Source organism: Nocardiopsis sp. YSL2 (genome assembly GCF_030555055.1).
In the GTDB taxonomy this organism is placed as follows: domain Bacteria; phylum Actinomycetota; class Actinomycetes; order Streptosporangiales; family Streptosporangiaceae; genus Nocardiopsis.
Genome location: NZ_JAMOAO010000001.1, coordinates 3,235,155 through 3,259,110 on the forward strand (window position 1 = coordinate 3,235,155; position 23,956 = coordinate 3,259,110).

Consider the following 23,956-nt stretch of genomic DNA (forward strand, 5'->3'; position numbering starts at 1 on the left):
CGGGCCTCAGGGACGCAGCACGATCCGGACCGGCGAGCCGATCCGCTTCCGGAGCCGCTCCACCGCCTCCGGGGCCTGTTCCAGGGGCAGGGAGCCGCTGATGGAGCGGCTGAACTCCAGCCGGCCGGCCTCGACCAGGTCCACCAGCTGCACCACGTGCTCGGGCTCCGAACCGTAGTGGCCGAGGATCTGCTGGCGCAGGTAGCTGAAGCGGGTCCCGTCGGCCACCTCCAGCGGGCGGTTGGTGAGGCCCACCAGCACGAGGCGGCCGTGCTCGCCGAGCACCTTGACCGCCTGCTCCCGCACCACCGGTACCCCGGCGAAGTCGAAGGCGGCGTCCAGACCGCGCCCGTGGGTGAGCTGGCCGATCCTGGTGAGGAAGTCCTCGGCGGTGGAGTCCAGGGCCTCGTCGGCGCCGTAGTCCAGCGCCCGGGCGCGCGCCTGCGCGTCGGGGTCCGCGGCGATGATCGGGGCCGCGCCGACCAGCCGCAGCAGCTGCACGGCGTGCGCGCCCAGGCCGCCGACGCCCCACACGCACACCGCCTCGGCCGGACGGACGTCTCCGCTACTGGTCACCGCCGCCCACGGTGTGGAGACCGCGTCGGGGATGATCGCCGCCTCGTCGAAGGGCAGCGCGTCGGGGATCGGCACGAGCGTGTCCGCCGCGGCCAGCGCGTACTCCGCCCAGCCGCCGTCGTAGTCCACGCCGCGGGTGAGGACCTGGCCGTGGCGGTCGTGCTCACCGGCCTGGAGCGCCACCCGGTCGCCCACACCCACGTCGAGGACCTCCGGCCCCAGCTCCTCCACGACCCCCGACACCTCGTGGCCGAGGGTGACCGTGTCGCCGTCGAGGTGGAGCGGGGCGAGGGAGCCGTCGACGAGGTGCACGTCCGACAGGCACACGCCCGCCGCCTTCACGCGCACCAGGACCTGGTCCCGGCCCGGGACCGGCCGGGGCACGTCGGTGACCTCCAGGGTCCGGGTCGTCACGTTCAACCGGGCCGCGCGCATGGTGGCCATGGGTCATCCCTCGCAGTCGTCGCGGACGGGTGATTCCAGGCAATCATCACGCTTCGGACCCATGCCGGTACCGGGACGACACGGGCGAAACTGGTCAGATCCAGCTCAGGTTTTCGTCAAGGGGCCCGGGACGGGCGGTCGGCCCGCCCCGGTCACGGACCGGGGTGACGTCCGCGGCCCGCCGCCCGGCTCACTCCGCCATCAGGCCGTTGCGGTAGGCCCAGGCCGCGACCTCCACCCGGTTGCGCGCGCCCAGCTTCGTCTGGACGCTCGCCAGGTGGGTCTTGACGGTGCTCACGGTCACGAACAGGTCCTCGGCCACCTCTCCGTTGGTGAGCCCCCGGGCCACGGCCCGCACGATGTCCCGTTCCCGGGCGGTGAGGACGTCGTCCTGGGGCGGTGCCGGGGGCCGGGAGGCGGCGAAGTGCCGCAGCAGGCGCACGGTGACGCTCGGCGAGACGAGGGCGTCGCCGCGGGCGCCCGCCCGCACCGCCTCCACCAGCAGGGCCGGCCCGGCGTCCTTGAGCAGGAAGCCGACCGCCCCTCCGGTGAGCGCCGCGTGCACGTACTCGTCCAGGTCGAAGGTCGTCACCACGACCACCCGCAGGGGGTCGGACACCTCCGGACCGGCCAGGCGGCGGGTGGCCTCCAGCCCGTCGATGCCCGGCATCCGGATGTCCATGAGGGTGACGTCCGGACGCAGCTCGCGGGCCAGCCGCACCGCCTCGACCCCGTCCCCTGCCTCGCCCACCACCGAGATGTCCTCCTCGGCGTCGAGCATGAAGCGAAAGCCCGTCCGGACCATCCGCTGGTCGTCGGCGAGCAGTACCCGAATCGTCACGTGTCCTCGTTCCGGTCGTCGTCGCGGGCGGCGGCCCCGGCGGCCGACACCGTGGCGGCGGTCAGCGGCAGCCGGGCCCGTACCGTCCAGCCGTGTCCGTGGTCGCCGGGGCCGGCGGTGAGGTCCCCGCCGAGCAGACGGACGCGTTCGGCCATGCCCACCAGGCCGTGGCCGCCGCCGACCGGCGGCGCGTCCCCGCGACCGTCGTCGTGGACGCGAATCCGGACCTCGTCCGCCGTGATCGCGACCTCCACCCCGACCAGGGCGGCCCCGCGCGCGTAGCGCAGCGCGTTCGTCACCGACTCCTGGGCGACGCGCAGCACCGTGGTCGCGGCGTCCGCCGGCAGGTCCGCCACCCGGCCGTCGACGCTCACCCTCACCTCGGGGCGTCCGGCCGAGGCGGGCGCCGCCAGCGCCGCCAGACCTTCGGCCGCGCCCGGCGACAGGGGCGCCTCGCCCGGCTCCCGCAGTCGGGTGACCATCGCGCGCATCGACTCCAGCGCGCGTGTGCCCGCCGCCTCGATCTCGGGCAGGGCGGCGCGCACCGCACCGGGATCGCGGTCGGCGATGTGCCGCAGCGCCTGGGCCTGCACGACGATGCCGGTCACCTCGTGCGCCACCACGTCGTGCAGGTCGCGGGCGATGGCGAGCCGCTCCTGGGCGCGTGCCCGCTCCGCGTGCGCGCGCCGCTGGACGCCGCGCCAGCGCAGGTACAGGCCCGGGGCCAGCCCGACGGCCACGAAGCCCAGTGCGGTCGTGATCTGCCCGGACCAGAAGAAGGGCTCGCGCAGATAGTCGGAGAGCGCCGCTGCGAAGGCCGCGAGGGAGACCGCGGTGATCTGCCAGGGCCGGGCTCGCAGCGCGGTGAGCGCGAGCAGGACCAGCAGGGGCGCCATCTCCGCCGTCACGAAGCCGAACCCGAAGGTGCCCTTGGGCAGGGGCCACAGCAGGACCGAGGCGGACGCGATGCCCAGCGCCGCGGCCGCGGTGAGCCCCGTGGTCAGGGCCGGGCCCGAGCGCGGCCGCAGGGCGACCAGGGCCAGGAGGGTCGCCAGCCCACCGGAGACCAGGGGCAGGTAGGACATCGGCGTCGGCGGCGGGCCCGGCCACGCGGGGTCGGACAGGTCGGCGACCAGGCCCGCCGTTGACTGGATCAGAACGGCCGCCAGCAGCAGGGCGGCGATCAGGGCCAGCGCGCGCGGGAGCGCTCCGACCGCCGCCGGCAGCCGGTCCCCGATGTGGCCGAAGCCCTTGGTCAACGCCATGCGACCAGGCTAGACGGCGAGCGGCCGGATGCCGTCGGCCGAAAGGACGAGACCGGTCGCGGGGCGGTCGGTCGATGGGTCGATGTGCGCGGGCCGCTCCGGCGACGACGCTGGGGTGACTCGAAACCTGGGAGGCTCCACGTGACCGACAGTACGACCGCCACCGTGACCGCGGATGTGAACACGCCCCCCGGCGCACGGGTGCCCTTCCTCGACGTCGCGCGGGCGCTGGCGATGATCGGCGTGGTGCTGATGAACGCGCCCGCGGTCGTGTTCGCGGCCGAGCGCGCGGGGGAGCGCACCCCGGACGCCCTGACCTCGGCGGTGGACGCGGGGCTGACCCTGCTCATGTCCGGCAAGGCCCGAGCGCTGCTCATGGTGCTGCTCGGTGCGGGCGCGGTGTTCGCGTGGCGCTCCGCCGCCCGCCGGGGCGGCGCGCCGCTGGCCCTGATGCTGCGGCGCTACCTGGTGCTCGGTGTGCTCTTCGGGATACCGCACCTGTGGGTCTTCTCCGGTGACATCCTCACCCACTACGCGCTGACGGCCCTGGTACTGGCGCCGCTGATGCCGCTGCTGCTCGCCGGGTCGCGTGCCCGGCCGCTGTACGCCGCGGCGCTGTCCTTCGCGGTGGCGCCCGTGGTCGAGGCGTTCGCGCCCCAGACCCACGAGCTGGCGGTCCTGGTCGTCCTCGTGCCCCAGACGCTGGGCTTCTTCTGTGTGGGGGTGTGGCTGGCCCGCCGTCCGGAGGCGGCCCCGGGCGGGCCCGGAGGCCCGTTCCGGCTGCCGCGGCGGTTGGTGGCGCTGGGACTGGTCGGCCAGGTCCTGGGCGTGGTCACGATGGTCGCCGACGAGGTGTTCTTCCCGCTGGAGCTGGACGCCGACGGTGTGCCGGTCGGCCTGGGCCCCGACGGCATGCCGCCGAGTGAGCCGGGCTCGGACATGCTCGTCTCCGTGGGCGGCACGCTGATGGGGCTCGGCGGCGCTCTGTTCTACCTGGGTCTGGTGTGGTGGCTGATGGACCGTGGACGCACGTGTGCGCGCGGACTGGGCCGGCTCGCACCGCTGGGCCGGATGACCTTGACCGCCTACCTGGGGAGCACACTGGTGTTCCTGGTGGTGATGGGACCGTTCGAGGGGGAGGTGCCGCTGCTGGCGCAGTACGGGCTCGCCGCGGCCTACTTCGTCGTGGTGGCACTGGCCGCACGCTGGTGGGCCCGCCGGTTCCGGCTCGGACCGCTGGAGTGGGTGTGGCGGAGCCTCACCCTCCTGCGCCCGGTACCGATGCGGCGTCCGGCTGTCGTCCCCGCGGCGGGCGGACCGGCCGCCGGGACCGGTGAGACGGGTCAGCGCGCGGAGACCGCGGCCGGGCGGCTCGGTTCGCCCGGGGCCTGAGGGCGGAAGGAGCGTCGACGGCCGGCTCTGGGGACCGGGAGGCCCGTCCCGGCGACCGGGACGCACGGATCCGTTCGTGCCCAGGCCCGAGGCGGGGGCGGACCGGCACCGGGACCCGGCCCCGTGCCGGTCCACGCCGTATCTCTCAGCCACGCGAACCGGGGTCAGCCGCCGGCGACCGAGGGCAGGAGGCGGACGTCGGCGCCCTCGGGGACGCTGGCGTCCAGGCCACCGATCGCCCGGCACTCGTCGCCGTTGACGAACACGTTGACGTAGCGGCGCAGCTGTCCCTGCTCGTCGCGGATCCGCCGGTCCAGCCCGGGATGGCGGGTGGTGAGCTCGTCCAGCACACCGCCGAGCCCGGTGCCGTCGGAGACCTCCACCGGGACGTGCGCGACCCCTCCGGCGTCGGCCCTCAGCAGGCCGGGCAGATGCACGGTCACCCGCATCTCACACCTCCGTGGCCCGCACGCACAGCACGTCCGGCAGGTGGGCGGCCACCTGGTGCCAGGTGCCCTCGTCGTCGGTGGCGGCGAAGACGTCCCCGCTGCGGGTGCCGAAGTAGAACCCGGGCACGTCGGCCCCGTCGGTGCACGCGCCGTCGCGGAGCACGATGCCGAAGTAGGCGTCGTCCGGCAGGCCGTCGACGTAGGCCTGCCAGCTGTCCCCCGCGTCGTCGGTGCGGTAGACGGCCAGCCGGTTGTCCGGCGGCAGGTGGACCTCCTGGCTGACCACCGGGAAGTTGAGAACGCTGGCGGGCCGCCCCGGGTGGGTGACCATGGCGAAGCCGAAGTCGGTGGGCAGGCCCTTCTCGATGGCGGTCCAGCCCTGCCCGGCGGGGTCGGCGCTGCGGTAGACGCCGTGGTGGTTCTGGGCGAACATCACGCCGTCCGAGGCGGCGGCCACCTTGTGCACGCACTGGCCGTACTCGGGCTCCTCGACGGGCAGGAACCCGGCGCTGATGCCCCGGTTGGCCGGGTTCCAGCTCCGGCCGTCGTCGCGGGTCTGGTAGACGCCGCCGGTGGACATCGCCACGGTCATGGCGTCGGGCGCGCGCTGACCGGCTCCCAGCAGCCCCGGCAGAATGGTGTGGATGGCGCCGCCGCCCGCGCCGGGGAACCAGTCGTCGTGGTGCGGGTGGTCCCAGAGCGCACGGACGAGGTCGAAACTCCGACCGCCGTCGGAGGACCGGAACAGGGCGTGCGGCTCGACCCCCGCGTAGACGGTGTCGGCGTCGTCGCCGAAGGCGAACTGCCAGGCGCGGGTGAAGGAGGCGTCGGTGTCCTCCGGGAACGCGATGGGCGCGGTGTCCGGTTCGTGCCAGGTCGCCCCTTGATCGTCGCTGTACCAGACACTCGGGCCGAAATGGGAGCTTTCGGCACCGGCCAGGATGCGGCCGGAGTGGGGATTGATCCCCACCGCGTACACGGAGCTCATGCTCGCGTAGTCGGCGGCGTCCAGACGGTGCGGACCGTCCACTCGCCAGGTGCGCCGGTCCTCGCTGCGGGCGGTGAAGAGCCCCTTGCGCGTGCCGATGACCAGGAGATACGTCATGACCAACTCCAGGATGTGACGGAGGTCTCCACCATGACACACTGGTGTGACCATCGGTGAGAGATCGGAGTGGTCGCGCTCCCGGTCGCCCCGCGCGGGTCAATAGTCAATGGCCCCAACGAATACGTGAGTCATCGAATGCTGTTCGGTTGGTAAATGTGTCATCGGTCGCAGTGAGTGGCGGTGATAGTGATCTGTGAACCGCATTACGGGCGTGTGGCGTAAGTTCCGAGGTAGGCGGTTGCGACTGCGGTCGGTGTCTGCAATAAAATTCCGGGCCAACCGGTGTGCATGCTCGGGCTATGGCCTGGACCGTCCGTCTTCCCGCCCGCCCGAACTGGTCACACGACTTCCCGCTCGCTCGGTCTGCGAAGTTGGTTTCGGGACCACCGTCCTAATGGTTCTGCGTACCAACAAGGTCCGAGTTCCCACTCGATAGGGTTCGCCTCATGCAACACCCCCCGGACACACTTCACGCCCGCAAACGGCGAAAGGCTCGCGCCACGATCGTGTCGGCCGCCTTCCAGCTCTTCGCCGAGTACGGATTCGACAAGGTCACCGTCGCCCAGATCGCCGAACGCGCGGAGGTCGGCCGGACCACCTTCTTCCGCTACTTCGGCGACAAGCAGCAGGTGCTGTTCGCCGACGACGGCGCCGAAGTGGACCGGATGTGCGCCCGTGTGCGTGAGGCCGGGCGCGGGGACGGGGAGCCGGGGAAGGATCTGGGCGCCGCCGTCGACCTGCTGCGCGAGGCCGCGGTGGCCGCGCGACGGCACTCGGTGCCGTCTCCGGCGCGGTCGGCCGTTCTGGCCCGCCTGCTGCGCGAGAGCGTCGACCTGCGCTCGCGCTACCTGCTCATGCACGAACAGCGTGCCGATCGGCTGGCCGCCGCGCTCATCGAGATCGGCACCGTCGAGGACGTCGCCGTCCTGGCCGCGCACGCGGCCATGGCCTGCGAGCTCGCCGCCCTGCGGCTCGCGGAGAGCCCGGAGGCCTTCCCCGCGCGCTTGGACGAGGCGCACGCGCTCCTGCGCGGGCTCGGCGGCCCCGGGGCCTGACCACGCGGACCGTGGGATGGCCCGCCGCCGTGTCGCGGCGGGGGCCGCGACGGACCGTGACCGTTCCCGGACGGTGCGGTCCGTCGCACCGGGCGGCGGGCGGGCGACTCCTGGCCGGGCCCGCGCTCCGAGGGGTCAGGCGTCGCCCCTGAGGTCGAGCGGGCGCGGCCGGAAGCTGTCGACGATCGCCTCGACCGTGTCCTCGTACTCGTCGGCCTCGGCCGCGGGGACGCTCACCCGGATGGCGAAGACGGTGCCGTAGCCCGGTTCCACCACGACCTTCTGTGTGGCCTGGCGGTGCCGGTCGTCGTAGTCGACGTCGACCCATTGGGACTCCTCGCCCTCCAGGACCGCGTCGAACACCAGGACGGCGGAGGCGCCGCCGTCGCCGAACAGGCCGTCGTCCTCGTCCATCGCCAGGGACAGCTGTTCGTAGGAGGCCGCCTCGCGTTCCAGGGACGTCTCGTTGCGCTCCATCCACCGCTCGGCGGTCTCGCCCGGCTCCGCGTCGTCCCAGATGGTGTGCACGACCACGGTTCTGTCCGGTGAGGTGATGATCCCGGTGTCGGGTCCGCCGCCGGGGGGCGCCGTCCACTCGATGTCGGGGTCGCCCTCGGCGTCGTACCAGTCGCTGGGCAGGTGCACGTAGTAGGTGCCCGATCGGTAGAGCCGGTAGCCGGGCCTGGGAAACGGTTCTCCGTCGCAGGCCGTGACCAGACCGGTGACGAGCAGTGTCGCTAGGGCTGCGCTCAGGGGGCGAAGCAGCATGGGGGAGCCCTCTCGCCGATGTGATGGGAATCACTCACCCTACCCCTCGGGGGTCGATCTGCGAGGGAATGCGTGGCGGCGACGGGGCCGTGGTCCGGCCCGGGTCGGATCACGGTGGTCGCTAGGGTGGTCGAAACGGCCCGGGGGCACGGACATGGGAGACCGCCTTGACCGAGATCGACCTCAGCGCGTACGCCCGGGACGGTGACGGTTCCCGTCGTCTGCGCGGATACCTGGCACGGCCCGACGGAAGGGGTCCCTGGCCCGGCGTGGTGGTCCTGCACGAGGTGTTCGGTGTCGACGGCGAGATGCGCCGGCACGCCGACCACCTGGCCGAACTCGGCTACCTGGCCCTCCTGCCCGATCTGTACAGCGACGGCGGCATGCTGCGGTGCGTCGCCCGCACGATGCGCGCCGTCTCCACCGGGCACGGGCGCGCCTTCACCGACATCACGGCGGCCCGTTCCTGGCTGCTGGCGCAGCCGGACTGCACGGGCCGGATCGGTGTCGTCGGCTTCTGCATGGGCGGCGGCTTCGCGATCGCGGCCGCGCCGGAGTTCGACGCCGCCGCGCCCAACTACGGCCTGATGCCGCCCGACCTGGCGGCGGCGGTCCGCGGCGCCTGCCCCACGGTCGCCAGCTACGCCGCCAGGGACCGGATGCTCAAAGGGGCCGCGCCCCGGCTCAAGCGGGCGCTGGACGCCGAGGGTGTGCCCAACGACGTCAAGGAGTACGCGGCGGCCGGGCATTCCTTCATGAACACCGGGCCCGTCGGACCCCGGGCCCTGCGCGTCGTGCTGCGCGCGATGGGGACGGGACCGCACCCGGAGTCGGCCGCCGACGCCTGGCGCCGCATCGAGGCCTTCTTCGGCGAGCACCTGGGCACGGAGCGCGCCGACCGGGACGCCGACGGACCCACGGCCGCCGACGATGACACAGAGAGATGAGATGAACCGCGAGGGCGACGGGGCCCGATAGGACGGGCGGAGTGCCCTGTGCGCGCGGGGCCTCCGAGATCCGGTTCCGACGAGTCACAGACGGGTTCACCTTGACCAACCAGCACCAGCCCCCCGAGCTGCACCTGCTGAGCCTCATCACGGAGGAGAACGGCGTGCTCTGCGACGAGAACCGCGCCTATGTCCGTCGGCTCATGGGCGATGTGATCGAGGAGCAGCGGTGGGGCGTGCCCGCCGGGGCACCGGAAGGGGCCGAGACGATCAACAAGAACGGCTGGCTGCCCTACGACGGCACCGACATCTGGCGGGTGAACAGCATCGGCGCGATCGACGGCACGAGCGCCGGCCCGTACCGGATGGCGATCCTGACGGACCGGAACGCGGGTATGGCGTACGGGGTCGAGACCATCGAACTGCTCTCCGCGGCCGTGCACGACGCCCTGCACGGGGACGGAGCGATGCCGCTCAGGTCACCCCTGCCGGAGCTCCGCGAGGACCTGCCCACGACCTCCGACGGCTCCGACCGGGCCTGACCGGTCCGCCGGCGCAGTGCCGGGGCCGGCTCCGGCGGGCCCGGGCCGGATCGGGTCAGGAACGCTCGCGACCCGCGCGGTAGGCGGCGATGAGGTCGTCCACCGGCCAGCGGGCCACCCAGTCGCCGAGCACGTCCAGGGCGACGTCGTCCAGCGTGCGGAAGCGCACGCAGGCCCTGCCCATGTCGAGCTTGCGACCGGTGGCCCGCCACTGGTCGGCGAACTCCCGCTGGAGCTCCTCGTCGTACACGCCCATGAGGTAGAGGGAGAAGTGCCGCTTCTGCGCTGCCAGGGCGACGTAGCCCAGCGGTCGGCCGTTGTAGGTGTCGGGGAAGCGCTCCAGGGGGACGTGGTAGCTGATCATCCCGAACTCCATGCCCTCCTCGTAGCCGGGCGGCAGCCGGTCGAGGATGAGGCGGCGGAGCGCGCGCAGCACCCCGGCCCGGTCCTCCGGGAGCTCGGACAGGTACTCGTCGGGTGTGGACGCCGCGCTGGACACCATGGCGCCAGCCTAGGCGCGGCACCGGTCGGCGTGGGCCAACCGCGCCGGAGGCGGCGCACGCGGGCGACGGCGGCGGTGCCCGGCCGCGGGCGCGGCGCGGGTCCGCGGCCGGTTCCTGGGCGGGGTCCGGGGCGGGGTCCGGCCGGGGTGGCGCCCAGACCCCGGGGACGGCTGCGGTGCGTCAGCCCCTGTCGACGGGCAGGCCGCCCTCCACCCAGTCCTGGATGCCCTCGCGGTACTTGCGCACCTGGGTGTAGCCGAGGCCCTCCAGGGCGGTGGAGACCGCCTGGCTGTTCCCGCACGCGGGGTTGGAGCAGTACACGGCGATGAGGGCGTCCTTGTCGGGGAGCACCTCCGCGGCCCGGTCGGCGACCTCGTCGGCCGTGAGGGCGACCGCCCCGGGCAGGTGCTGCTGCTCGTAGTAGGAGCCTCCCAGGGCGTCCACGACGGTCACGCTCCGGTCGTCGATGCGCTTCTTGAGCTCGTCACGGCTGATCAGTGCTGTCATGCCACTCTCCTGACCGGACTGTGGTCCGGTTGTGTCGGCGAAAGAAAATCGGACCGTGGTCCGCTTGTGGTCGCGAGCATATACGGACCTCAGTCCGTTTGTCGAGTAGGGTGGAGCCCGTGAACGACGAACTACTCCAGGTCCTGCGCCGGCCGCCCCAGGAACGCGCCGACGCCGCCCGCAACCGGACCCGTGTCCTGGAGGCCGCGTCACGGCTGTTCACGGACGGGGGCGTGGCCGCCCTGACCGTCGACGCGGTCGCCCGGGAGGCCGGGGTCGGCAAGGGAACCGTGTTCCGCCGATTCGGCGACAAGTCGGGCCTCGTCTCGGCCCTGCTGGACCAGCGCGAACGCGAACTCCAGGAAGCCATCGTCTTCGGCGGCCCCCCGCTGGGCCCCGGGGCTCCCGCGCGTGAGCGGGCCCTGGCCTTCTTCGACGCCTACCTCACCTACCTGGCCGACCACCTGGACCTCGTACGGCTGTCGGAGACCGCCGCGCCCGGGGCGCGGTTCAGGGTCGGCGCGTACGTGTTCTGGCACCGGCACCTGGCCATCCTGTGCGCGGGCCGACCCGACCCCGACCACCTCGCCCATGCGCTCCTGGGGGCGGTCGCGGCCGACCTCAACGCCGAACTGCTCGCCCAGGGGATCGACTGGGGCCGCATCCGCGCGGGCGTCGCCACCGTGGTCGACGCGCTGGTGACCCCGTGAGCAGCCCACCCGCGGCCTGATCCGCCTCTTCCGCGCGGCTCGGGGCGACCGGGGCCCGAGCTCGCCACGGGCACGGAGGGCCCGGCCGCCGTGTGGTCTCCGGGGTGGTCCGAGGCCGTATGGAGGAGCCGCCGGACGTGCGGATCAGGCCGGGTCACAGGTGTGCGTCGCCGCGCTCCCGGGCATGTGTGGCGCATACGCCGCCGTGGCCGCCACGTCCCCGTGGAGCCGGGCCGCGGTCGGCCGTCCGCACCGGATCCGCGCCCGGCGCGTCCGTGGCCCTACCCTGGAAGTGTGCGCACCGGTCCGGTGACCCTGTTCCTCTCCGGGGACGTGATGCTCGGCCGCGGGGTGGACCAGATCCTGCCCCACCCGGGGGATCCCGTCCTGGAGGAGGCCTTCGTCCGGGACGCGCGTGCCTACGTCCGCATGGCCGAGGACGCCCACGGGTCCATCCCCGCCCCGGTCGACTTCTCCTGGCCGTGGGGCGACGCCCTGCCGGTGCTGGAGAAGGCCGGGCCCGACGCGCGGGTGGTCAACCTGGAGACCAGCGTCACGGAGGGCGGGGCCTTCTGGCCGGGCAAGCAGGTGCACTACCGGGCGCATCCGGCGAACCTGCCCTGCCTGGCCGAGGCCCGGCCGGACGTGTGCTCGCTGGCCAACAACCACGTCATGGACTTCGGGTACGCCGGTCTGGCGGACACGCTGGCGGCCCTGTCGGCGGTCGGCCTGCGCGCGGCGGGCGCGGGCCGCGACGCGCAGGAGGCGCGTGCTCCGGTCGCCGTGCCCGTGGACGGGGGCGGGCGGGTGCTGGTGTTCGCGGTCGGGCTGGCCTCCAGCGGCATCCCGCCCGACTGGGCCGCCGGTGAGGACCGTCCCGGAGTCGGCCTGGTGTCCGCCGGGACCGGTGCCGCAGACGTCGTGGCGCGGGTGCGACGCGCGCGCGAGCCCGGAGACGTGGTCGTGGTCTCGGTCCACTGGGGCGGCAACTGGGGATACGACGTCTCACGGGAGGTCGCCTTCGCCCACGCTCTGGTCGACGGGGGCGTGGACGTCGTGCACGGGCACTCCTCGCACATGCCGCGACCGATCGAGGTCTACCGCGACCGGCTGGTCCTGTACGGCTGCGGCGACCTGGTCAACGACTACGAGGGCATCCCGGGGTACGAGGAGTACCGTGACGACCTGCGGCTGCTCTACCTGGCCTCGGTGGAACCGGGCACCGGGCGGCTGCTCGACCTGCGGATGGTGCCGCTGCGGGCCCGCCGGATGCGGCTGTGGCGGGCCCCGAGCGAGGACGTGCGGTGGCTCCGGCGGCGGCTCACCGACGTCAGCGCCCGCTTCGGGTGCGTACTCGTCCGCGACGGCGAGGGCCTGGCCCTGCGAGTGGGGCCTACCGCTCGGCCTCCGGGTTCTGGGCGGAGCCGCCGGGGGCGGGAGAGGAGTGCCCCGCGGCGTCCGGGAGAGCCGCCGGTCCTGCGTACGGGGCCGGCGCCGGCGGGTACGGGTACGCCCCGGGTGCTCCCGGGTGGGCAGGCCACGCCTGGAACCGCCGCCGTCGCAGGTCGGACGCGCGGCTGACGCGCACGGCCAGCGTGACGACCACGATGACCAGACCGACGAAGAAGCCGGCCATGGGGAGGAGGATCCCGGAGACGACGCCCAGCCCCAGGCGCGAGTCCGCTGCCGTGACCACGCCGATGTCCCCCACCGCGTAGCGGGTGTTCGCGCCCGCGGAGCAGCTGATGCTGTGGGTGCCGGGGTCCCTGGTGTCCAGGGTGCCGAGGTAGTGCCACTCGCCGTTGTCGGACTCGTACGTGTACCGGTCGGTGCGCAGGGGGAGCGGCGCGCCCGAGGGGGAGCGGTGGTCGCACCCCGTGGAGCTCGCCTGGCTGCTGCCGTACAGGGCCCAGGAACCGCTCTCCCCGTCCCCGACCTCGAAGGTCGCGGTGGTGGTGGAGTCCATCTCGATCTGGAATCCGGGGCTCGGGTCGGGCCGCTCGGGGCTGGTGCCGAAGACCAGGATGAGGGTGCCGGCGGTGAGGCAGGCCGCGAAGACCAGCCCGCCGACCCAGTACCAGAGCCTGCGCGGACGGATCTCTCCGTCGGGAACCGGCGGGGGCGCTGGGGCGGGATGCGGGGGGAAGGCGGGGTGAGGGGTTGACATGGGATGCAGTGTGGCATACGCGTGACCGCGGGTGACGGGTGCGCAGGTCCCGCTCGGTGACGGCCGGGGGCCGGGTGGTTCTGGAACTGAGCGGACGTGGCGCCCCTTCGCTGGAGGATGGTGCTGCTGTGGTGTCTGGGCTGAGTCCGGTCGCGTGTCGGTTCACAGAGGCGCGGATTCCACGCATACCAGTGGTGATCGGCACGAACTCGCGACCCGTTGCGTGCGAAGGCCTTGTCAGACGGGGTGAGCGCGGATTGAATCAGAGGGACCGGGCGGGTCCGCCCGTACCGGCCGCCGCCGTCACGCCGCTGGGAGGGACACGATGCCCGGCGCCTGGAACGCCTGGTCATGGGACGCCGATCCCGACACCGTGCGACGGGACGTCTCCGTCGCCCACGACCGCTTCACCGGCTCGGGCCGACTCAGCCACCGCGTGCGCGACGTGGTCGGGGAGTCCTGGCGGCGCAGCGCCCTGCACGGCGTCGACCCCGACGCCACCCTGCCCAGGGTCGAGCTCTCCGGGCACGCCCTGCGCGACCACCGCGACGCCCACCCCCTGTCCGCGGCCATGCCGCTGCTGCGCCGCCTGCTCGCCGACGGCGTGACCGGCCCGCAGATCCTCGCGGTCGGCGACGCCTCCGGGCGCCTGCTGTGGGTGGAGGGCGACCACCGGCTGCGCTCCCGCGCCGAGGACGTGCACTTCGTCGAGGGCGCCAACTGGCTGGAGCGCTCGGCCGGGACGAACGCCCCCGGCGTCGCGCTCGCCCTCGACCACGAGGTCCAGGTGTTCGCCAGCGAGCACTTCTCCCGGGGCGTGCAGCGGTGGAGCTGCTCGGCCGCGCCCCTGCACGACCCCGACACCGGCGCGCTCATCGGCGTCCTCGACCTGACCGGCGAGGACCGCATCGCCTCGCCGCAGGCTCTGGCGCTGGTGCGCGCGGCGGCCGCCGCCACGGAGATGGAGCTGCGGGCCCAGCGGATCAGCGGCCGGATCCCCACACCGGGCCGCTCACTGGACGACGCTCCCGCGGGCGCCCCGGGTCGGGCCGTGCTGCGGGTGCTGGGTCGCGACCGCGCCGGCCTCACCCTCGACGACCACACCGTCGAACTCAGCCGTCGGCACTCGGAGATCCTGCTGCTGCTCACCCGCCACCCGCGCGGGCTCAACGGTGAGGCGCTCGGCGCCCGCCTGCACGAGGCCGACGCCTCCCCGGTCACCATCCGCGCCGAGATGTCACGGCTGCGCCGCCTGCTGGGGACCGGGCTGCTCGCCTCCCGCCCCTACCGCCTGCTCCACCCGGTGGACACCGACGTCGACGAGGTCCGCCGCCACCTGGCCGACGGCGCCTACCGGCGGGCCCTGGAGACCTGTACCGGTCCGGTGCTGCCCGCCTCCGAGGCACCCGGAGTGGTCGACCTGCGCGAGGAGCTGCGCGCCGAGGTGTGCGAGGCGCTGGCCGCCAACGCGACCCCGGACGTGCGGCTGGCCTGGGCCGACCACCCCGAGTGGCGGGACGACCCGCGCGTGCTGTCGGCGGCGCTGGACACACCGGAGTCCCCGCGGCACGCGGCCCTGCGCGGTCGCCTGCGCCGGCTCGGTGCGTGATCCCGCCCTGAGCGGCCCCGCGCCCCCCCCCGCGCGTGAGGGCCGTGCGTGACCCGGACGGCCCCGGCACGGTGCGCCGCCGACACGCAACGTGGTCGCAACGTCGACGTTACTAACGTCACAGTCATCGGAGCCCCGACAGCGGAGGCCCACCGTCCCGGCCGCCACGCGTACCAGGAGGACACCATGACGATCTACACACCGCCCGGCCAGCCCGGCAGCGTCATCGACTTCGCGCCCCGCTACGAGAACTGGATCGGCGGCGAGTGGGTCGCTCCCGTCAAGGGCCGCTACTTCGAGAACCCGAGCCCCGTCAACGGCCGGACCTTCACCGAGATCGCCCGGGGCGGCGCGGAGGACATCGAACTCGCCCTCGACGCCGCGCACGGCGCCGCTCCCGCGTGGGGCCGCAGCTCCGCGGGCGAGCGCGCACTGGTCCTCAACCGGATCGCCGACCGGATCGAGGAGAACCTGGAGCGGCTGGCCGTCGCCGAGTCCTGGGAGAACGGCAAGCCCGTCCGGGAGTGCCTGGCCGCCGACCTGCCGCTGGCCGTGGACCACTTCCGCTACTTCGCCGGGGCCATCCGCGCCCAGGAGGGCCACAACTCCCAGATCGACGGCGACACGGTCGCCTACCACTTCCAGGAGCCCCTGGGCGTGGTCGCCCAGATCATCCCGTGGAACTTCCCCCTGCTCATGGCCACCTGGAAGCTGGCGCCCGCGCTGGCCGCCGGGAACGCCGTGGTGCTCAAACCCGCCGAGCAGACACCGACCACGATCCTGCTGCTCATGGAGCTCATCGCCGACCTCCTGCCGCCGGGTGTGGTCAACGTCGTCAACGGGTTCGGGGTGGAGGCGGGCAAGCCCCTGGCCGCGAACTCCCGCGTACGCAAGGTCGCCTTCACCGGCGAGACCACGACCGGGCGCCTCATCATGCAGTACGCCTCGGAGAACCTCATCCCGGTCACGCTGGAACTGGGCGGCAAGAGTCCGAACGTCTTCTTCGCCGACGTCGCCGCGGCCCGCGACGACTTCTACGACAAGGCGCTGGAGGGCTTCACCATGTTCGCCCTCAACCAGGGCGAGGTGTGCACCTGCCCGTCCCGCGCCCTGGTGCAGGGCTCGATGTACGACACCTTCATGGCCGATGCCCTGGCCCGGGTCAACGCGGTCAAGCAGGGCGACCCCCTGGACACCGACACCATGGTCGGGGCCCAGGCCAGCAACGACCAGCTGGAGAAGATCCTCTCCTACCTCGACATCGGGACACGGGAGGGCGCCAAGGTCCTGGCGGGCGGCGGCCGGGTCGACCTCGGCGGCGACCTGTCCGGCGGCTACTACGTGGCCCCGACGGTGTTCGAGGGCCAGAACACCATGCGCGTCTTCCAGGAGGAGATCTTCGGGCCGGTCGTGTCGGTCGCCCGCTTCGACGACTACGACGACGCCCTCAAGATCGCCAACGACACCCTCTACGGGCTGGGCGCGGGCGTGTGGTCCCGTGACGGCAACACCGCCTACCGCGCGGGCCGCGACATCCAGGCGGGCCGGGTGTGGGTGAACAACTACCACGCCTACCCGGCCCACGCGGCCTTCGGCGGGTACAAGCAGTCGGGCATCGGCCGCGAGAACCACAAGATGATGCTCGACCACTACCAGCAGACGAAGAACCTCCTGGTCAGCTACTCCGACCAGGCGCTCGGGTTCTTCTGATGGACACCGGAACGGAGCGGGTCGCCGTCACGGGGGCGGCGGCCGCCCTGCTCCGGGAGCTGTGGGAGGAGCACGGGCCGCTCATGTTCCACCAGTCCGGCGGGTGCTGCGACGGCAGCTCACCGATGTGCTATCCGGCGGGTGAGTTCCGTACGGGCGGCTCCGACGTCAGGCTGGGGGAGCTGGACGCGGGGACGCCGGATCCGGTCCCGGTGTGGATGTCGCGCCCGCAGTTCGAACTGTGGAGCCACACCCACCTGACCATCGACGTGGTCCCGGGCCGGGGAGCGGGGTTCTCGCTGGAGGCACCGACCGGACAGAGGTTCCTGATCCGCTCCAGGCTCATGACCGACGAGGAGGCGGAGGGCCTGGAGTAGGGGGAGGGGCCGAGGGCCCCGGAGGCGGCGTGGCGGGGCGGATTCGAGGGGCCCTCGGCACGCCGCGGGCTCACCGTCCGTCGAACCGCCACAGTGTCGCCGTCAGGCCGTCCGAGCCGTAGCCGAAGGCCCGTGCCGACGTGATCCGGTGGAAGGCGTACTCCGGCGCCCCGTGTCACTCCTCGGACGGGCGCCCGGGATCCGCCGCGTCGGCGCGCGACTCGCGTTCGAGCCGTTGGAGCCGTTCGAACAGCTCGTCGGTGACCAGCAGGTCCTCGTCGATCCGGCCGGTGCGGTACCCGACCCGGGCGGCGATGTGCGCGGCCACCGGGACCGTGATGACCTGGAACAGGCCCACCACGACCAGCATGCCCACCGTGAAGATGCCGGTCTCCACCGGTGCCAGCCGCAGCCCGATCCCCACCAGGACCAGCAGCAGGCCGAGCACCTGCGGCTTGGCCGCGGTGTGCATGCGCGAGAGCAGGTCGGGGAACCGGAGCAGGCCCACGCTCGCGACGAAGGACAGCATCGCGCCCGCCAGCAGACAGAGCACGGCGATCCAGTCCAGGACCGCCACCAGTGCGTCGCTCACGCCGCTCCCCCTCCTTCCGCGTGCGGGGCCGGAACGGTCTCATTCCGCTCGCGCAGGGCGTCCTCATGGCGCCGGGCCACGAACTTCGACACGCTGATCGACCCCACGAACCCGACCAGGGACAGCACCAGCAGGACCGGCAGGACCGTCGGGTCGCGGTTCAGCGCCGCGTACGCGCCGATGCCCGTCAGCGCCGACGCCACCAGGACGTCCAGCGACAGCGCCCGGTCCAGGATGCTCGGACCCATCAGCATGCGGGCCATGCTCAGCAGCGCGGCCGCGCCGAGCAGGACCGCGATGGCGATCCACAGTGCGTTCACACGCTCTCCGTCCCGACGGTCTCGGCCGCCTCCATCTTGGCGATGTCCACACGGGTGCCCAGCGCCCGCACGATCCTCTCCTCCAGCCGCCACGTGTCCCGGCGCGCCCGCTCGGTTCCCGCCTCGTCGTGCGTGCCCAGGTGGTGGACGTACAGCACGTGCTCGGGCTGGCCGACCTCCACCACCACACTCCCGGGGATCACCGACAGGGCGATCGACGTGCACACCAGCATGAGTTCGGAGTCGGTGCGCAGCCGTACCGCGACCACCGAGCTGAGCACCGGGCCGGGCGTGAAGGTCTGCCAGGTCACCTGGAGGCTCGACAGGACCATATGGAAGAGGAAGTAGCCGAGCAGCCGCAGGAACTGCCACGGGCGGAAGCGGAAGCCCTCGGAGATCGGCGGCAGCGGGAACACCACCATGATCAGCACCGACACGCCGAACCCCAGGACCAGCAGGCCCAGGGACTCCTCCCGCAGCCGGAAGCCGTCGAACAGCAGCATCCACACGACGGTCATGCCGAGCGCGATGGGGATCTGCACCTTGCCGAGCCTGCGGCGCAGGGCCTGCACGCGCTCCGGCCGGGTGACGGGCGGTCTGGTCATCGGCTACCTCCGAGCACCGCTTCGATGTAGGGCGTACGGGCCATCAGCTCCGTCGCGGCCTCCGAGGAGTAGGCGATCAGAGGGCCGGCGAACACCGTCAGGCTCAGGCCCATGGCCACCAGAGCGACCGTCGCCCCCACCATCGACCGGGGCAGGACCGCCGAGGTCACGACCGTGGTGACGGCCGGACCGGACGCGTCGCCGATCCTCGACGACGGACCGACCGCCTCGCCGGGCCCCAGGGCCGCCGTCGACGGGTCGCTGGAGTCCTCGTTGTACTCCAGGATGGTGCCGGGCTCGGCGACCATGCCCTCGGCGGGGGTCCGCCAGAACGCCGAGTTCCACACCCGGGCGATGACGTACAGGGTGAGCAGACTCGTGGCGACCGCCGTGGCCATGAGCGCGTAGGCCATCGGCGTGCCCGCCTTCGCACCGGCCTGGAGCAGGGCCACCTTGCCCAGGAACCCCGAGAGCGGCGGGATGCCCCCCAGGTTCATCGCCGGAACGAAGAACAGGATGGCCAGCATCGGCGCGATCCGGGCGAGCCCGCCCAGGTTCTCCAGGGACGTGGACCCGCCCCGCCGCTCGATCAGACCCGTGATGAGGAAGAGCGTGGTCTGCACGGTGATGTGGTGGGCGACGTAGAACACCGCCCCCGCCAGCCCCAGCTCGTTGCCCAGGGCGACCCCGAAGACCATGTAGCCGATATGGCTGACCAGCGTGAAGGACAGCAGCCGCTTGATGTCGTTCTGCGCGACCGCGCCCAGGATGCCCATGATCATCGTCGCCATGGCCACCCACAGCAGGAACGTGTTGATCTGGGTCCCCGGGAACAGCAGGGTCTGGGCGCGGATGATCGCGTACACGCCCACCTTGGTGAGCAGGCCCGCGAACACCGCCGTCACCGGCGCCGGGGCGATCGGGTAGGAGTCGGGCAGCCACGCCGCCAGCGGGAACACCGCCGCCTTGATGCCGAACGCCATGATCAGGAAGACCTCCAGCACCAGCCGCAGCTCGGTGGAGATCTCCGGCAGCCGCTCGGCCAGCTGCGCCATGTTGACCGTGCCGGTCGCCGCGTAGACCAGCCCCAGGGCGATCAGGAACAGCACCGAGGACACCAGGGAGACCACCACGTAGATGGCGCCCGCGCGCATCCGGGACTGCGTGCCGCCCAGCGTCAGGAGCACGTAGCTGGCGGTCAGCAGGATCTCGAAGCCCACGTAGAGGTTGAACAGGTCACCGGCCAGGAAGGCGTTGGAGACGCCCGCCACCAGGATCAGGTAGGTCGGCTGGTACACCGACAGCGGTGCCACCTCGGCCTTGCCCGCCATGCCCTGGCCGATCGAGTACACCAGCACCGCGAGTGTGATCGCCGCGGACACGGTGACCATCAGCGCGGACAGGCGGTCGGCCACCAGCGTGATCCCGAACGGAGCCTCCCAGCCGCCGATCTGTACCGCCTGCGGCCCGAACAGGTCGGCGGCCCCCATCAGCAGGAAGCCGACGGCCAGCACGACCGCGAGCGCGCCGACGCTCAGCCACTGCTGCAGCCGGGGCCAGCGGATGCCCAGCGCCAGCTTCACCCCGGCGGCGAACAGCGGCAGCACGACCGGCAGCGGGACGAGGTAGTGCACGTCGTCGCCGAGGAGTGTCAGGAGAGGTCCCATGATCAGTCGTTCCCTTGCAGGTCGCTGTCCTCGGCGCGGGCCTGGCGCTCACGCTCGGCACGCATGGTCCGGCGCGCCTCGCGCCGCTCGGCCCGGATCCGGCGGCGCAGGTCCCGCCACAGCGCGCGCTCGGCGGAGCGGTCGGCCCGCCGGTGCTCGCGCAACTGGCGCCGCGCCAGCCGGATCCGGCCGCGCAGTTCCTGGACCTGGGCGGACATGCTCTCGGTCCGGTCGGTGAGCCGGCGCATGGTCTCCTCGGAGCGCGCGTCGCCGCCCCCCGCCTCGGCCTCGGCCTCGTACCGGGCCAGCTCGGCCCGCGCGGAGGCGATCTCGGCCTTGAGGCGGGCCTGCTCGATCACGGCGTGGCCGCCGGACTCGGCGACGTTGGCCTGGAGCTCGGCCCGTTGGGCGCGGATGTCCGCGCGCATCTGCCTGCGGATGCCGGCGACCTTGCGGCGGGCGGTGCGGCGGCCCTCGTGCTGGACGATCCGCAGGTCCTCCGCGTCGTCCTGGACCTCGTCGTTGCCCTCCAGCTGCCAGCTCCGGTAGGCCATCGCGAGCAGGAACGCGGTGATGCCGAGGGTGATGACGATGGCGGTGAGGATCATCGCCTGCGGCAGCGGGTCGGTCATCCGGTCCTCGGGCGTGAGCCAGAGCAGCGGCGGACCGCCCGCGGCGCCGCCCGCCGCCAGGATCATCAGGTTGACGCCGTTGCTCATGACGACGAAGCCGAGCAGGACGCGCGTCAGACTGCGCTCCAGCAGGAGTACGACGCCCACCGCCACCAGGACGCCGGTGACGAGGACGAGGACGAGGCTGGGTGTGTCGTTCACGAGGCGACCTCCTCGGCGCTTCGGCGGGCACCGGCCCGGGCGGACTCCTCGTCGGCGTGGGCGGCGTCGCGCTCGATCTGTTCGTCGACGCGGGCGCCCAGGCTGCGCAGGATGTCCAGGATCAGGCCGATCACCAGCAGGTACACGCCGATGTCGAAGACCAGCGAGGACGTCAGGTGCAGGTCGCCCATGAACGGGATGTGCAGGTCCAGGGCCGCACCCGCCAGGATGTTGTCGCCGTAGACGGCCCCCGCCAGGGCGGTGCCGGTGGACAGGGCCAGGCCGGTGCCGATCAGCGCGCCGGGCTGGACCCACGCCGTCGCGTAGAGCTCGTAGCGGCCGCCGGCGAGGTAGCGGACGATGAACGCGAGGCCGGCGACGATGCCGCCGGCGAAGCCGCCGCCGACGGCGGTGTGGCCGGTGAGCAGCAGGTACACCGAGATCACCATGACCACCGGGAAGAGGAAGCGAGAGACCGCCTCGAAGACGACCGAGCGGCGGTGGGTCGGCAGGGCCTCGGCCCCGGGCAGCCAGGCCCCCTTCCACACGGGCCGGATGTGCAGTCGTTCCGGCGCCGTCCGCAGCCCTCCCAGGTCGAGCGAGGCCTGGCGGTCGGTGGGCCTGGGCGGTGTCGCGACCGACACGGCCATGGTCCCGGGGGCGGTCCGGCGGGGCTGGGCCCGGCGCCGGACGAACATCAGGCTGGCCACGCCGGCCGCGGCGGCGGCCAGGACCGAGATCTCGCCCATCGTGTCCCAGGCACGGACGTCGATGAGCAGCACCGAGATGATGTTCTCGCCGCCCGCCTCGCGCGCCAGCGCGGGATAGCCGTCCGAGATGGACTCCGCCTGGCGCCCGGCGAGCGCGAAGTAGGTCATGCTCGCCACGAGCGCGCCCGTCGCCGCACCCAGGAGCAGGTTCCACAGACGGCGCCCCTTCAGCGCGGGCGTGGAGAAGTGCGCGGGCAGCCGGCGCAGCACCAGGACGAAGACCACCAGGCTGACGGTTTCGACGAGGAACTGGGTGAGCGCGATATCGGGCGCGCCCTGCAGGTAGAAGAGCACCGCGCACCCGTAGCCGGTCATGCCGACGAGGATCACCGCGAACAGGCGGCGCCGCACGATCAGCGTGAACAGGCAGGTGAGGATGATGACCACGGTCGGGATCAGCTGGACGGGGTGGTCCCACAGGCGCACCGGCGGAGCCGGGGCCTCCCAGAGCCGGCCCGCGAACAGCGGGATGGCGGCGGCGACCACCGTCGTCACGAGGATGGTACCGAGGTAGACGGGCAGCGAACCGCGCTGTGTCTGGCCGGTGACCTGGAGCGCGAGGGTGTCCAGAGCGGCCAGCATCCTGCGGTAGACGCGCTCGGGCTCGACGAAGGCGAGCCGGTCGCCCAGCCGGACCACGCCGTGGCGGTAGCGGAACAGGGCCAGGCCGCCGACCACGCACAGCGCGGACAGCAGCAGCGGGAGCTCGAATCCGTGCCACAGCTCCAGGTGGGTGGGGAGGGCGCCGGGGGCAGACGGAACGGTGTCGGCGTAGAGCGCGAAGAGGGGATCCACCGCGGACGAGAGCGCGCCGCCCAGCAGGCCGAGCAGGGCCAGGAGCGCCGGGGCGGCCAGGAACAGCGGCCCGGGGGCGTGCACCGGGGTCGTCGGCACGCCCTCCTTCACCGCGAACGCCCCCCACAGGAAGCGCAGGCTGTAGGCGACGGTGAGGGTGGAACCCACCACCATGGCCGCGAGCACGACGGTGTCGGTCGCGCCGCCGTGCGTGTAGGCGCCGAAGGCCAGCTCCTTGGCGGCGAACCCCGCCGTGGGCGGCAGGCCGGCCATCGACGCCAGGGCCAGCACGGAGATCCAGAAGGTCACGGGGGAGGACGTGCGCAGACCGGACAGCTCACGCAGGTCCCGGGTGCCGGTGCCGTGGTCGATGATGCCGACCAGGAGGAACAGCGGTGCCTTGAACAGGGAGTGGGCCACGATCATGGCCAGTCCGGCCAGGGCGGCGGCACGGGTGCCGGTGCCCAGGAGGGCGATGAGGAAGCCGAGCTGGCTGATGGTGCCGTAGGCCAGGACGAGCTTGAGGTCGAACTGGCGCAGAGCCTTCCAGCCGGCGAGGAGCATCGTCACCGTGCCGAAGAACAGCGCCATGGTCTGCCAGAGGGCGGCGTCGGGGAAGGCGGGGGTCAGCCGGGCCACGAGGTAGACGCCGGCCTTGACCATCGCCGCGGCGTGCAGGTAGCCGGAGACCGGGGTGGGCGCGCGCATCGCGGCGGGCAGCCAGAGGCTGAAGGGGAACAGCGCGGACTTGGACATCGCGCCGATCATCACCAGCACGAGCGCGGTGTTGACCGCGGTGCCGCTCGGCGGCGCGGCGACGATCTCGGAGATGACGTAGGTGCCCGCGCTCTCGCCCAGCAGGATCATGCCGATCAGCATGGTCAGGCCGCCGAGGGTGGTGACGGTGAGCGCCGTCATGGCCGCGCGGCGGCTCTCCTTGAGCTCGGTGCTGTGCCCGATGAGCAGGTAGGAGAAGACCGTGGTCAGCTCCCAGTAGACGAAGAGCTGGATGAGGTCGTCGGCCAGCACGAGGCCGAGCATGGCCGCGGCGAAGGCGACGAACACCCCGGCGAAGCGGCCGAGCCCGGGTTCGGAGTCCTCGAAGTAGCGGGCGCAGTACACCAGGATGACCGCGCCGACCCCGGCGGCGATCAGTGTCATGACCAGGCCGAGCGCGTCCATGCGCAGGCCCAGGCGCAGGGAGAACTCCGGTGCCCACGCCATGCTCTCGGCCAGCTCGCCGCCGCCCAGGACCGCGGGGACCTGGAACAGGGTCCAGACCGTGGCCGCGCCCGGGACGACCGCGAGCGCGAGGAACGCGTCGCGTCCCCACCGGCGCACGAGTAAGGGAGCGACCGCCGCGGCGAGAACATGTGCGATCAGCACGGTCGTCAATGTGCCCCT

23 protein-coding genes are annotated in these 23,956 nt (G+C 72.9%); 9 read left to right on the forward strand and 14 right to left on the reverse strand.

Annotated elements, in window-relative coordinates; all coding sequences use genetic code 11:
- Positions 1-6: 6 nt before the first annotated feature.
- The 3 genes from M1P99_RS14370 to M1P99_RS14380 all read right to left on the reverse strand — a co-directional run bounded on the left by M1P99_RS14370 (position 7) and on the right by M1P99_RS14380 (position 3,126).
- Positions 7-1,020 carry a zinc-binding dehydrogenase gene (locus tag M1P99_RS14370; protein WP_304453158.1) on the reverse strand — a complete coding sequence of 338 codons (1,014 nt, stop codon included), beginning with the start codon at positions 1,018-1,020 and terminating at the stop codon, positions 7-9.
- A gap of 190 nt (positions 1,021-1,210) precedes the next feature.
- Positions 1,211-1,861: a response regulator transcription factor gene (locus tag M1P99_RS14375; RefSeq protein WP_304453159.1), complete on the reverse strand. Its 651-nt coding sequence runs from the start codon at positions 1,859-1,861 to the stop codon at positions 1,211-1,213.
- On the reverse strand, positions 1,858-3,126 hold the full coding sequence (locus M1P99_RS14380; RefSeq protein WP_304453160.1) for a sensor histidine kinase: 1,269 nt from the start codon (positions 3,124-3,126) through the stop codon (positions 1,858-1,860). The genes M1P99_RS14375 and M1P99_RS14380 overlap by 4 nt, the downstream gene beginning before the upstream one ends.
- 141 nt (positions 3,127-3,267) lie before the next feature.
- Between M1P99_RS14380 and M1P99_RS14385 the strand changes: the two genes are divergently transcribed.
- Positions 3,268-4,518 carry a DUF418 domain-containing protein gene (locus M1P99_RS14385; protein ID WP_304453161.1) on the forward strand — a complete coding sequence of 417 codons (1,251 nt, stop codon included), beginning with the start codon at positions 3,268-3,270 and terminating at the stop codon, positions 4,516-4,518.
- 164 nt (positions 4,519-4,682) lie between these two features.
- Here M1P99_RS14385 and M1P99_RS14390 read toward each other — a convergent pair whose 3' ends face one another.
- On the reverse strand, positions 4,683-4,967 hold the full coding sequence (locus M1P99_RS14390) for a ubiquitin-like small modifier protein 1 (RefSeq protein WP_304453162.1): 285 nt from the start codon (positions 4,965-4,967) through the stop codon (positions 4,683-4,685).
- Position 4,968: 1 nt separating this feature from the next.
- Positions 4,969-6,072 (reverse strand): sialidase family protein, encoded by a 1,104-nt coding sequence (locus tag M1P99_RS14395; RefSeq protein ID WP_304453163.1) that lies wholly within the window; start codon positions 6,070-6,072, stop codon positions 4,969-4,971.
- 449 nt (positions 6,073-6,521) lie between these two features.
- Between M1P99_RS14395 and M1P99_RS14400 the strand changes: the two genes are divergently transcribed.
- Entirely contained in the window at positions 6,522-7,130 is a 609-nt protein-coding gene (locus M1P99_RS14400; RefSeq protein WP_304453164.1) for a TetR/AcrR family transcriptional regulator, read from the forward strand.
- A 135-nt stretch (positions 7,131-7,265) separates the two neighbouring features.
- Here the strand turns inward: M1P99_RS14400 and M1P99_RS14405 are convergent, their stop codons facing one another.
- The gene (locus M1P99_RS14405) at positions 7,266-7,898 is read right to left on the reverse strand and encodes a hypothetical protein (RefSeq protein WP_304453165.1); all 633 of its coding nucleotides are present in this window, start codon (positions 7,896-7,898) and stop codon (positions 7,266-7,268) included.
- 167 nt (positions 7,899-8,065) lie between these two features.
- On the opposite strand from M1P99_RS14405, the gene M1P99_RS14410 reads away from it, so the two are divergent.
- Positions 8,066-8,845, forward strand: a complete 780-nt coding sequence (locus tag M1P99_RS14410; RefSeq protein ID WP_304453166.1) for a dienelactone hydrolase family protein — start codon at positions 8,066-8,068, stop codon at positions 8,843-8,845.
- A 101-nt stretch (positions 8,846-8,946) separates the two neighbouring features.
- Complete coding sequence (locus M1P99_RS14415; protein ID WP_304453167.1) at positions 8,947-9,387, forward strand: hypothetical protein; 441 nt, start codon at positions 8,947-8,949, stop codon at positions 9,385-9,387.
- A gap of 55 nt (positions 9,388-9,442) precedes the next feature.
- On the opposite strand, the gene M1P99_RS14420 is transcribed toward M1P99_RS14415, so the two are convergent.
- Entirely contained in the window at positions 9,443-9,889 is a 447-nt protein-coding gene (locus M1P99_RS14420) for a DUF1801 domain-containing protein (protein ID WP_304453168.1), read from the reverse strand.
- A gap of 181 nt (positions 9,890-10,070) precedes the next feature.
- Positions 10,071-10,397: a rhodanese-like domain-containing protein gene (locus M1P99_RS14425; RefSeq protein ID WP_304453169.1), complete on the reverse strand. Its 327-nt coding sequence runs from the start codon at positions 10,395-10,397 to the stop codon at positions 10,071-10,073.
- 119 nt (positions 10,398-10,516) lie between these two features.
- On the opposite strand from M1P99_RS14425, the gene M1P99_RS14430 reads away from it, so the two are divergent.
- From M1P99_RS14430 to M1P99_RS14450, 5 genes are all read left to right on the forward strand, one after another.
- Positions 10,517-11,107: a TetR/AcrR family transcriptional regulator gene (locus M1P99_RS14430; protein ID WP_304453170.1), complete on the forward strand. Its 591-nt coding sequence runs from the start codon at positions 10,517-10,519 to the stop codon at positions 11,105-11,107.
- A 294-nt stretch (positions 11,108-11,401) separates the two neighbouring features.
- Positions 11,402-12,688 carry a CapA family protein gene (locus tag M1P99_RS14435; protein ID WP_304453171.1) on the forward strand — a complete coding sequence of 429 codons (1,287 nt, stop codon included), beginning with the start codon at positions 11,402-11,404 and terminating at the stop codon, positions 12,686-12,688.
- A 911-nt stretch (positions 12,689-13,599) separates the two neighbouring features.
- Positions 13,600-14,883 carry a GAF domain-containing protein gene (locus M1P99_RS14440; RefSeq protein WP_304453172.1) on the forward strand — a complete coding sequence of 428 codons (1,284 nt, stop codon included), beginning with the start codon at positions 13,600-13,602 and terminating at the stop codon, positions 14,881-14,883.
- 186 nt (positions 14,884-15,069) lie between these two features.
- Positions 15,070-16,593 (forward strand): aldehyde dehydrogenase family protein, encoded by a 1,524-nt coding sequence (locus M1P99_RS14445; RefSeq protein ID WP_304453173.1) that lies wholly within the window; start codon positions 15,070-15,072, stop codon positions 16,591-16,593.
- The gene (locus M1P99_RS14450) at positions 16,593-16,970 is read left to right on the forward strand and encodes a DUF779 domain-containing protein (protein WP_304453174.1); all 378 of its coding nucleotides are present in this window, start codon (positions 16,593-16,595) and stop codon (positions 16,968-16,970) included. The genes M1P99_RS14445 and M1P99_RS14450 overlap by 1 nt, the downstream gene beginning before the upstream one ends.
- Positions 16,971-17,145: 175 nt before the next feature.
- Here the strand turns inward: M1P99_RS14450 and mnhG are convergent, their stop codons facing one another.
- Genes mnhG through M1P99_RS14480 form a run of 6 tightly spaced genes read right to left on the reverse strand, consistent with a single transcriptional unit; the run spans position 17,146 to position 23,938 of the window.
- Complete coding sequence (mnhG, locus tag M1P99_RS14455; RefSeq protein WP_304453175.1) at positions 17,146-17,562, reverse strand: monovalent cation/H(+) antiporter subunit G; 417 nt, start codon at positions 17,560-17,562, stop codon at positions 17,146-17,148.
- Positions 17,559-17,882, reverse strand: coding sequence for a monovalent cation/H+ antiporter complex subunit F (locus M1P99_RS14460; RefSeq protein WP_304453176.1), 324 nt, complete (start codon positions 17,880-17,882; stop codon positions 17,559-17,561). The genes mnhG and M1P99_RS14460 overlap by 4 nt, the downstream gene beginning before the upstream one ends.
- Entirely contained in the window at positions 17,879-18,487 is a 609-nt protein-coding gene (locus tag M1P99_RS14465) for a Na+/H+ antiporter subunit E (RefSeq protein WP_304453177.1), read from the reverse strand. The genes M1P99_RS14460 and M1P99_RS14465 overlap by 4 nt, the downstream gene beginning before the upstream one ends.
- Complete coding sequence (locus M1P99_RS14470; RefSeq protein ID WP_304453178.1) at positions 18,484-20,154, reverse strand: Na+/H+ antiporter subunit D; 1,671 nt, start codon at positions 20,152-20,154, stop codon at positions 18,484-18,486. Before M1P99_RS14470 ends, M1P99_RS14465 begins: the two co-directional genes overlap by 4 nt.
- 2 nt (positions 20,155-20,156) lie before the next feature.
- The gene (locus M1P99_RS14475; RefSeq protein WP_304453179.1) at positions 20,157-20,987 is read right to left on the reverse strand and encodes a Na(+)/H(+) antiporter subunit C; all 831 of its coding nucleotides are present in this window, start codon (positions 20,985-20,987) and stop codon (positions 20,157-20,159) included.
- The gene (locus tag M1P99_RS14480) at positions 20,984-23,938 is read right to left on the reverse strand and encodes a Na+/H+ antiporter subunit A (RefSeq protein WP_304453180.1); all 2,955 of its coding nucleotides are present in this window, start codon (positions 23,936-23,938) and stop codon (positions 20,984-20,986) included. Before M1P99_RS14480 ends, M1P99_RS14475 begins: the two co-directional genes overlap by 4 nt.
- Positions 23,939-23,956: the final 18 nt, after the last annotated feature.

Excerpts from the sequence above, each read along its gene's own strand:
- M1P99_RS14395 (WP_304453163.1), bottom strand. The coding sequence starts at position 6,072 with ATGACGTATCTCCTGGTCATCGGCACGCGCAAGGGGCTCTTCACCGCC.
- M1P99_RS14390 (WP_304453162.1), bottom strand. The coding sequence starts at position 4,967 with ATGCGGGTGACCGTGCATCTGCCCGGCCTGCTGAGGGCCGACGCCGGA.
- M1P99_RS14370 (WP_304453158.1), bottom strand. The coding sequence starts at position 1,020 with ATGGCCACCATGCGCGCGGCCCGGTTGAACGTGACGACCCGGACCCTG.
- M1P99_RS14420 (WP_304453168.1), bottom strand. The coding sequence starts at position 9,889 with ATGGTGTCCAGCGCGGCGTCCACACCCGACGAGTACCTGTCCGAGCTC.
- M1P99_RS14445 (WP_304453173.1), top strand. The coding sequence starts at position 15,070 with ATGACGATCTACACACCGCCCGGCCAGCCCGGCAGCGTCATCGACTTC.
- M1P99_RS14425 (WP_304453169.1), bottom strand. The coding sequence starts at position 10,397 with ATGACAGCACTGATCAGCCGTGACGAGCTCAAGAAGCGCATCGACGAC.
- M1P99_RS14465 (WP_304453177.1), bottom strand. The coding sequence starts at position 18,487 with ATGACCAGACCGCCCGTCACCCGGCCGGAGCGCGTGCAGGCCCTGCGC.
- M1P99_RS14450 (WP_304453174.1), top strand. The coding sequence starts at position 16,593 with ATGGACACCGGAACGGAGCGGGTCGCCGTCACGGGGGCGGCGGCCGCC.
- M1P99_RS14440 (WP_304453172.1), top strand. The coding sequence starts at position 13,600 with ATGCCCGGCGCCTGGAACGCCTGGTCATGGGACGCCGATCCCGACACC.
- M1P99_RS14400 (WP_304453164.1), top strand. The coding sequence starts at position 6,522 with ATGCAACACCCCCCGGACACACTTCACGCCCGCAAACGGCGAAAGGCT.
- M1P99_RS14405 (WP_304453165.1), bottom strand. The coding sequence starts at position 7,898 with ATGCTGCTTCGCCCCCTGAGCGCAGCCCTAGCGACACTGCTCGTCACC.
- M1P99_RS14380 (WP_304453160.1), bottom strand. The coding sequence starts at position 3,126 with ATGGCGTTGACCAAGGGCTTCGGCCACATCGGGGACCGGCTGCCGGCG.
- M1P99_RS14470 (WP_304453178.1), bottom strand. The coding sequence starts at position 20,154 with ATGGGACCTCTCCTGACACTCCTCGGCGACGACGTGCACTACCTCGTC.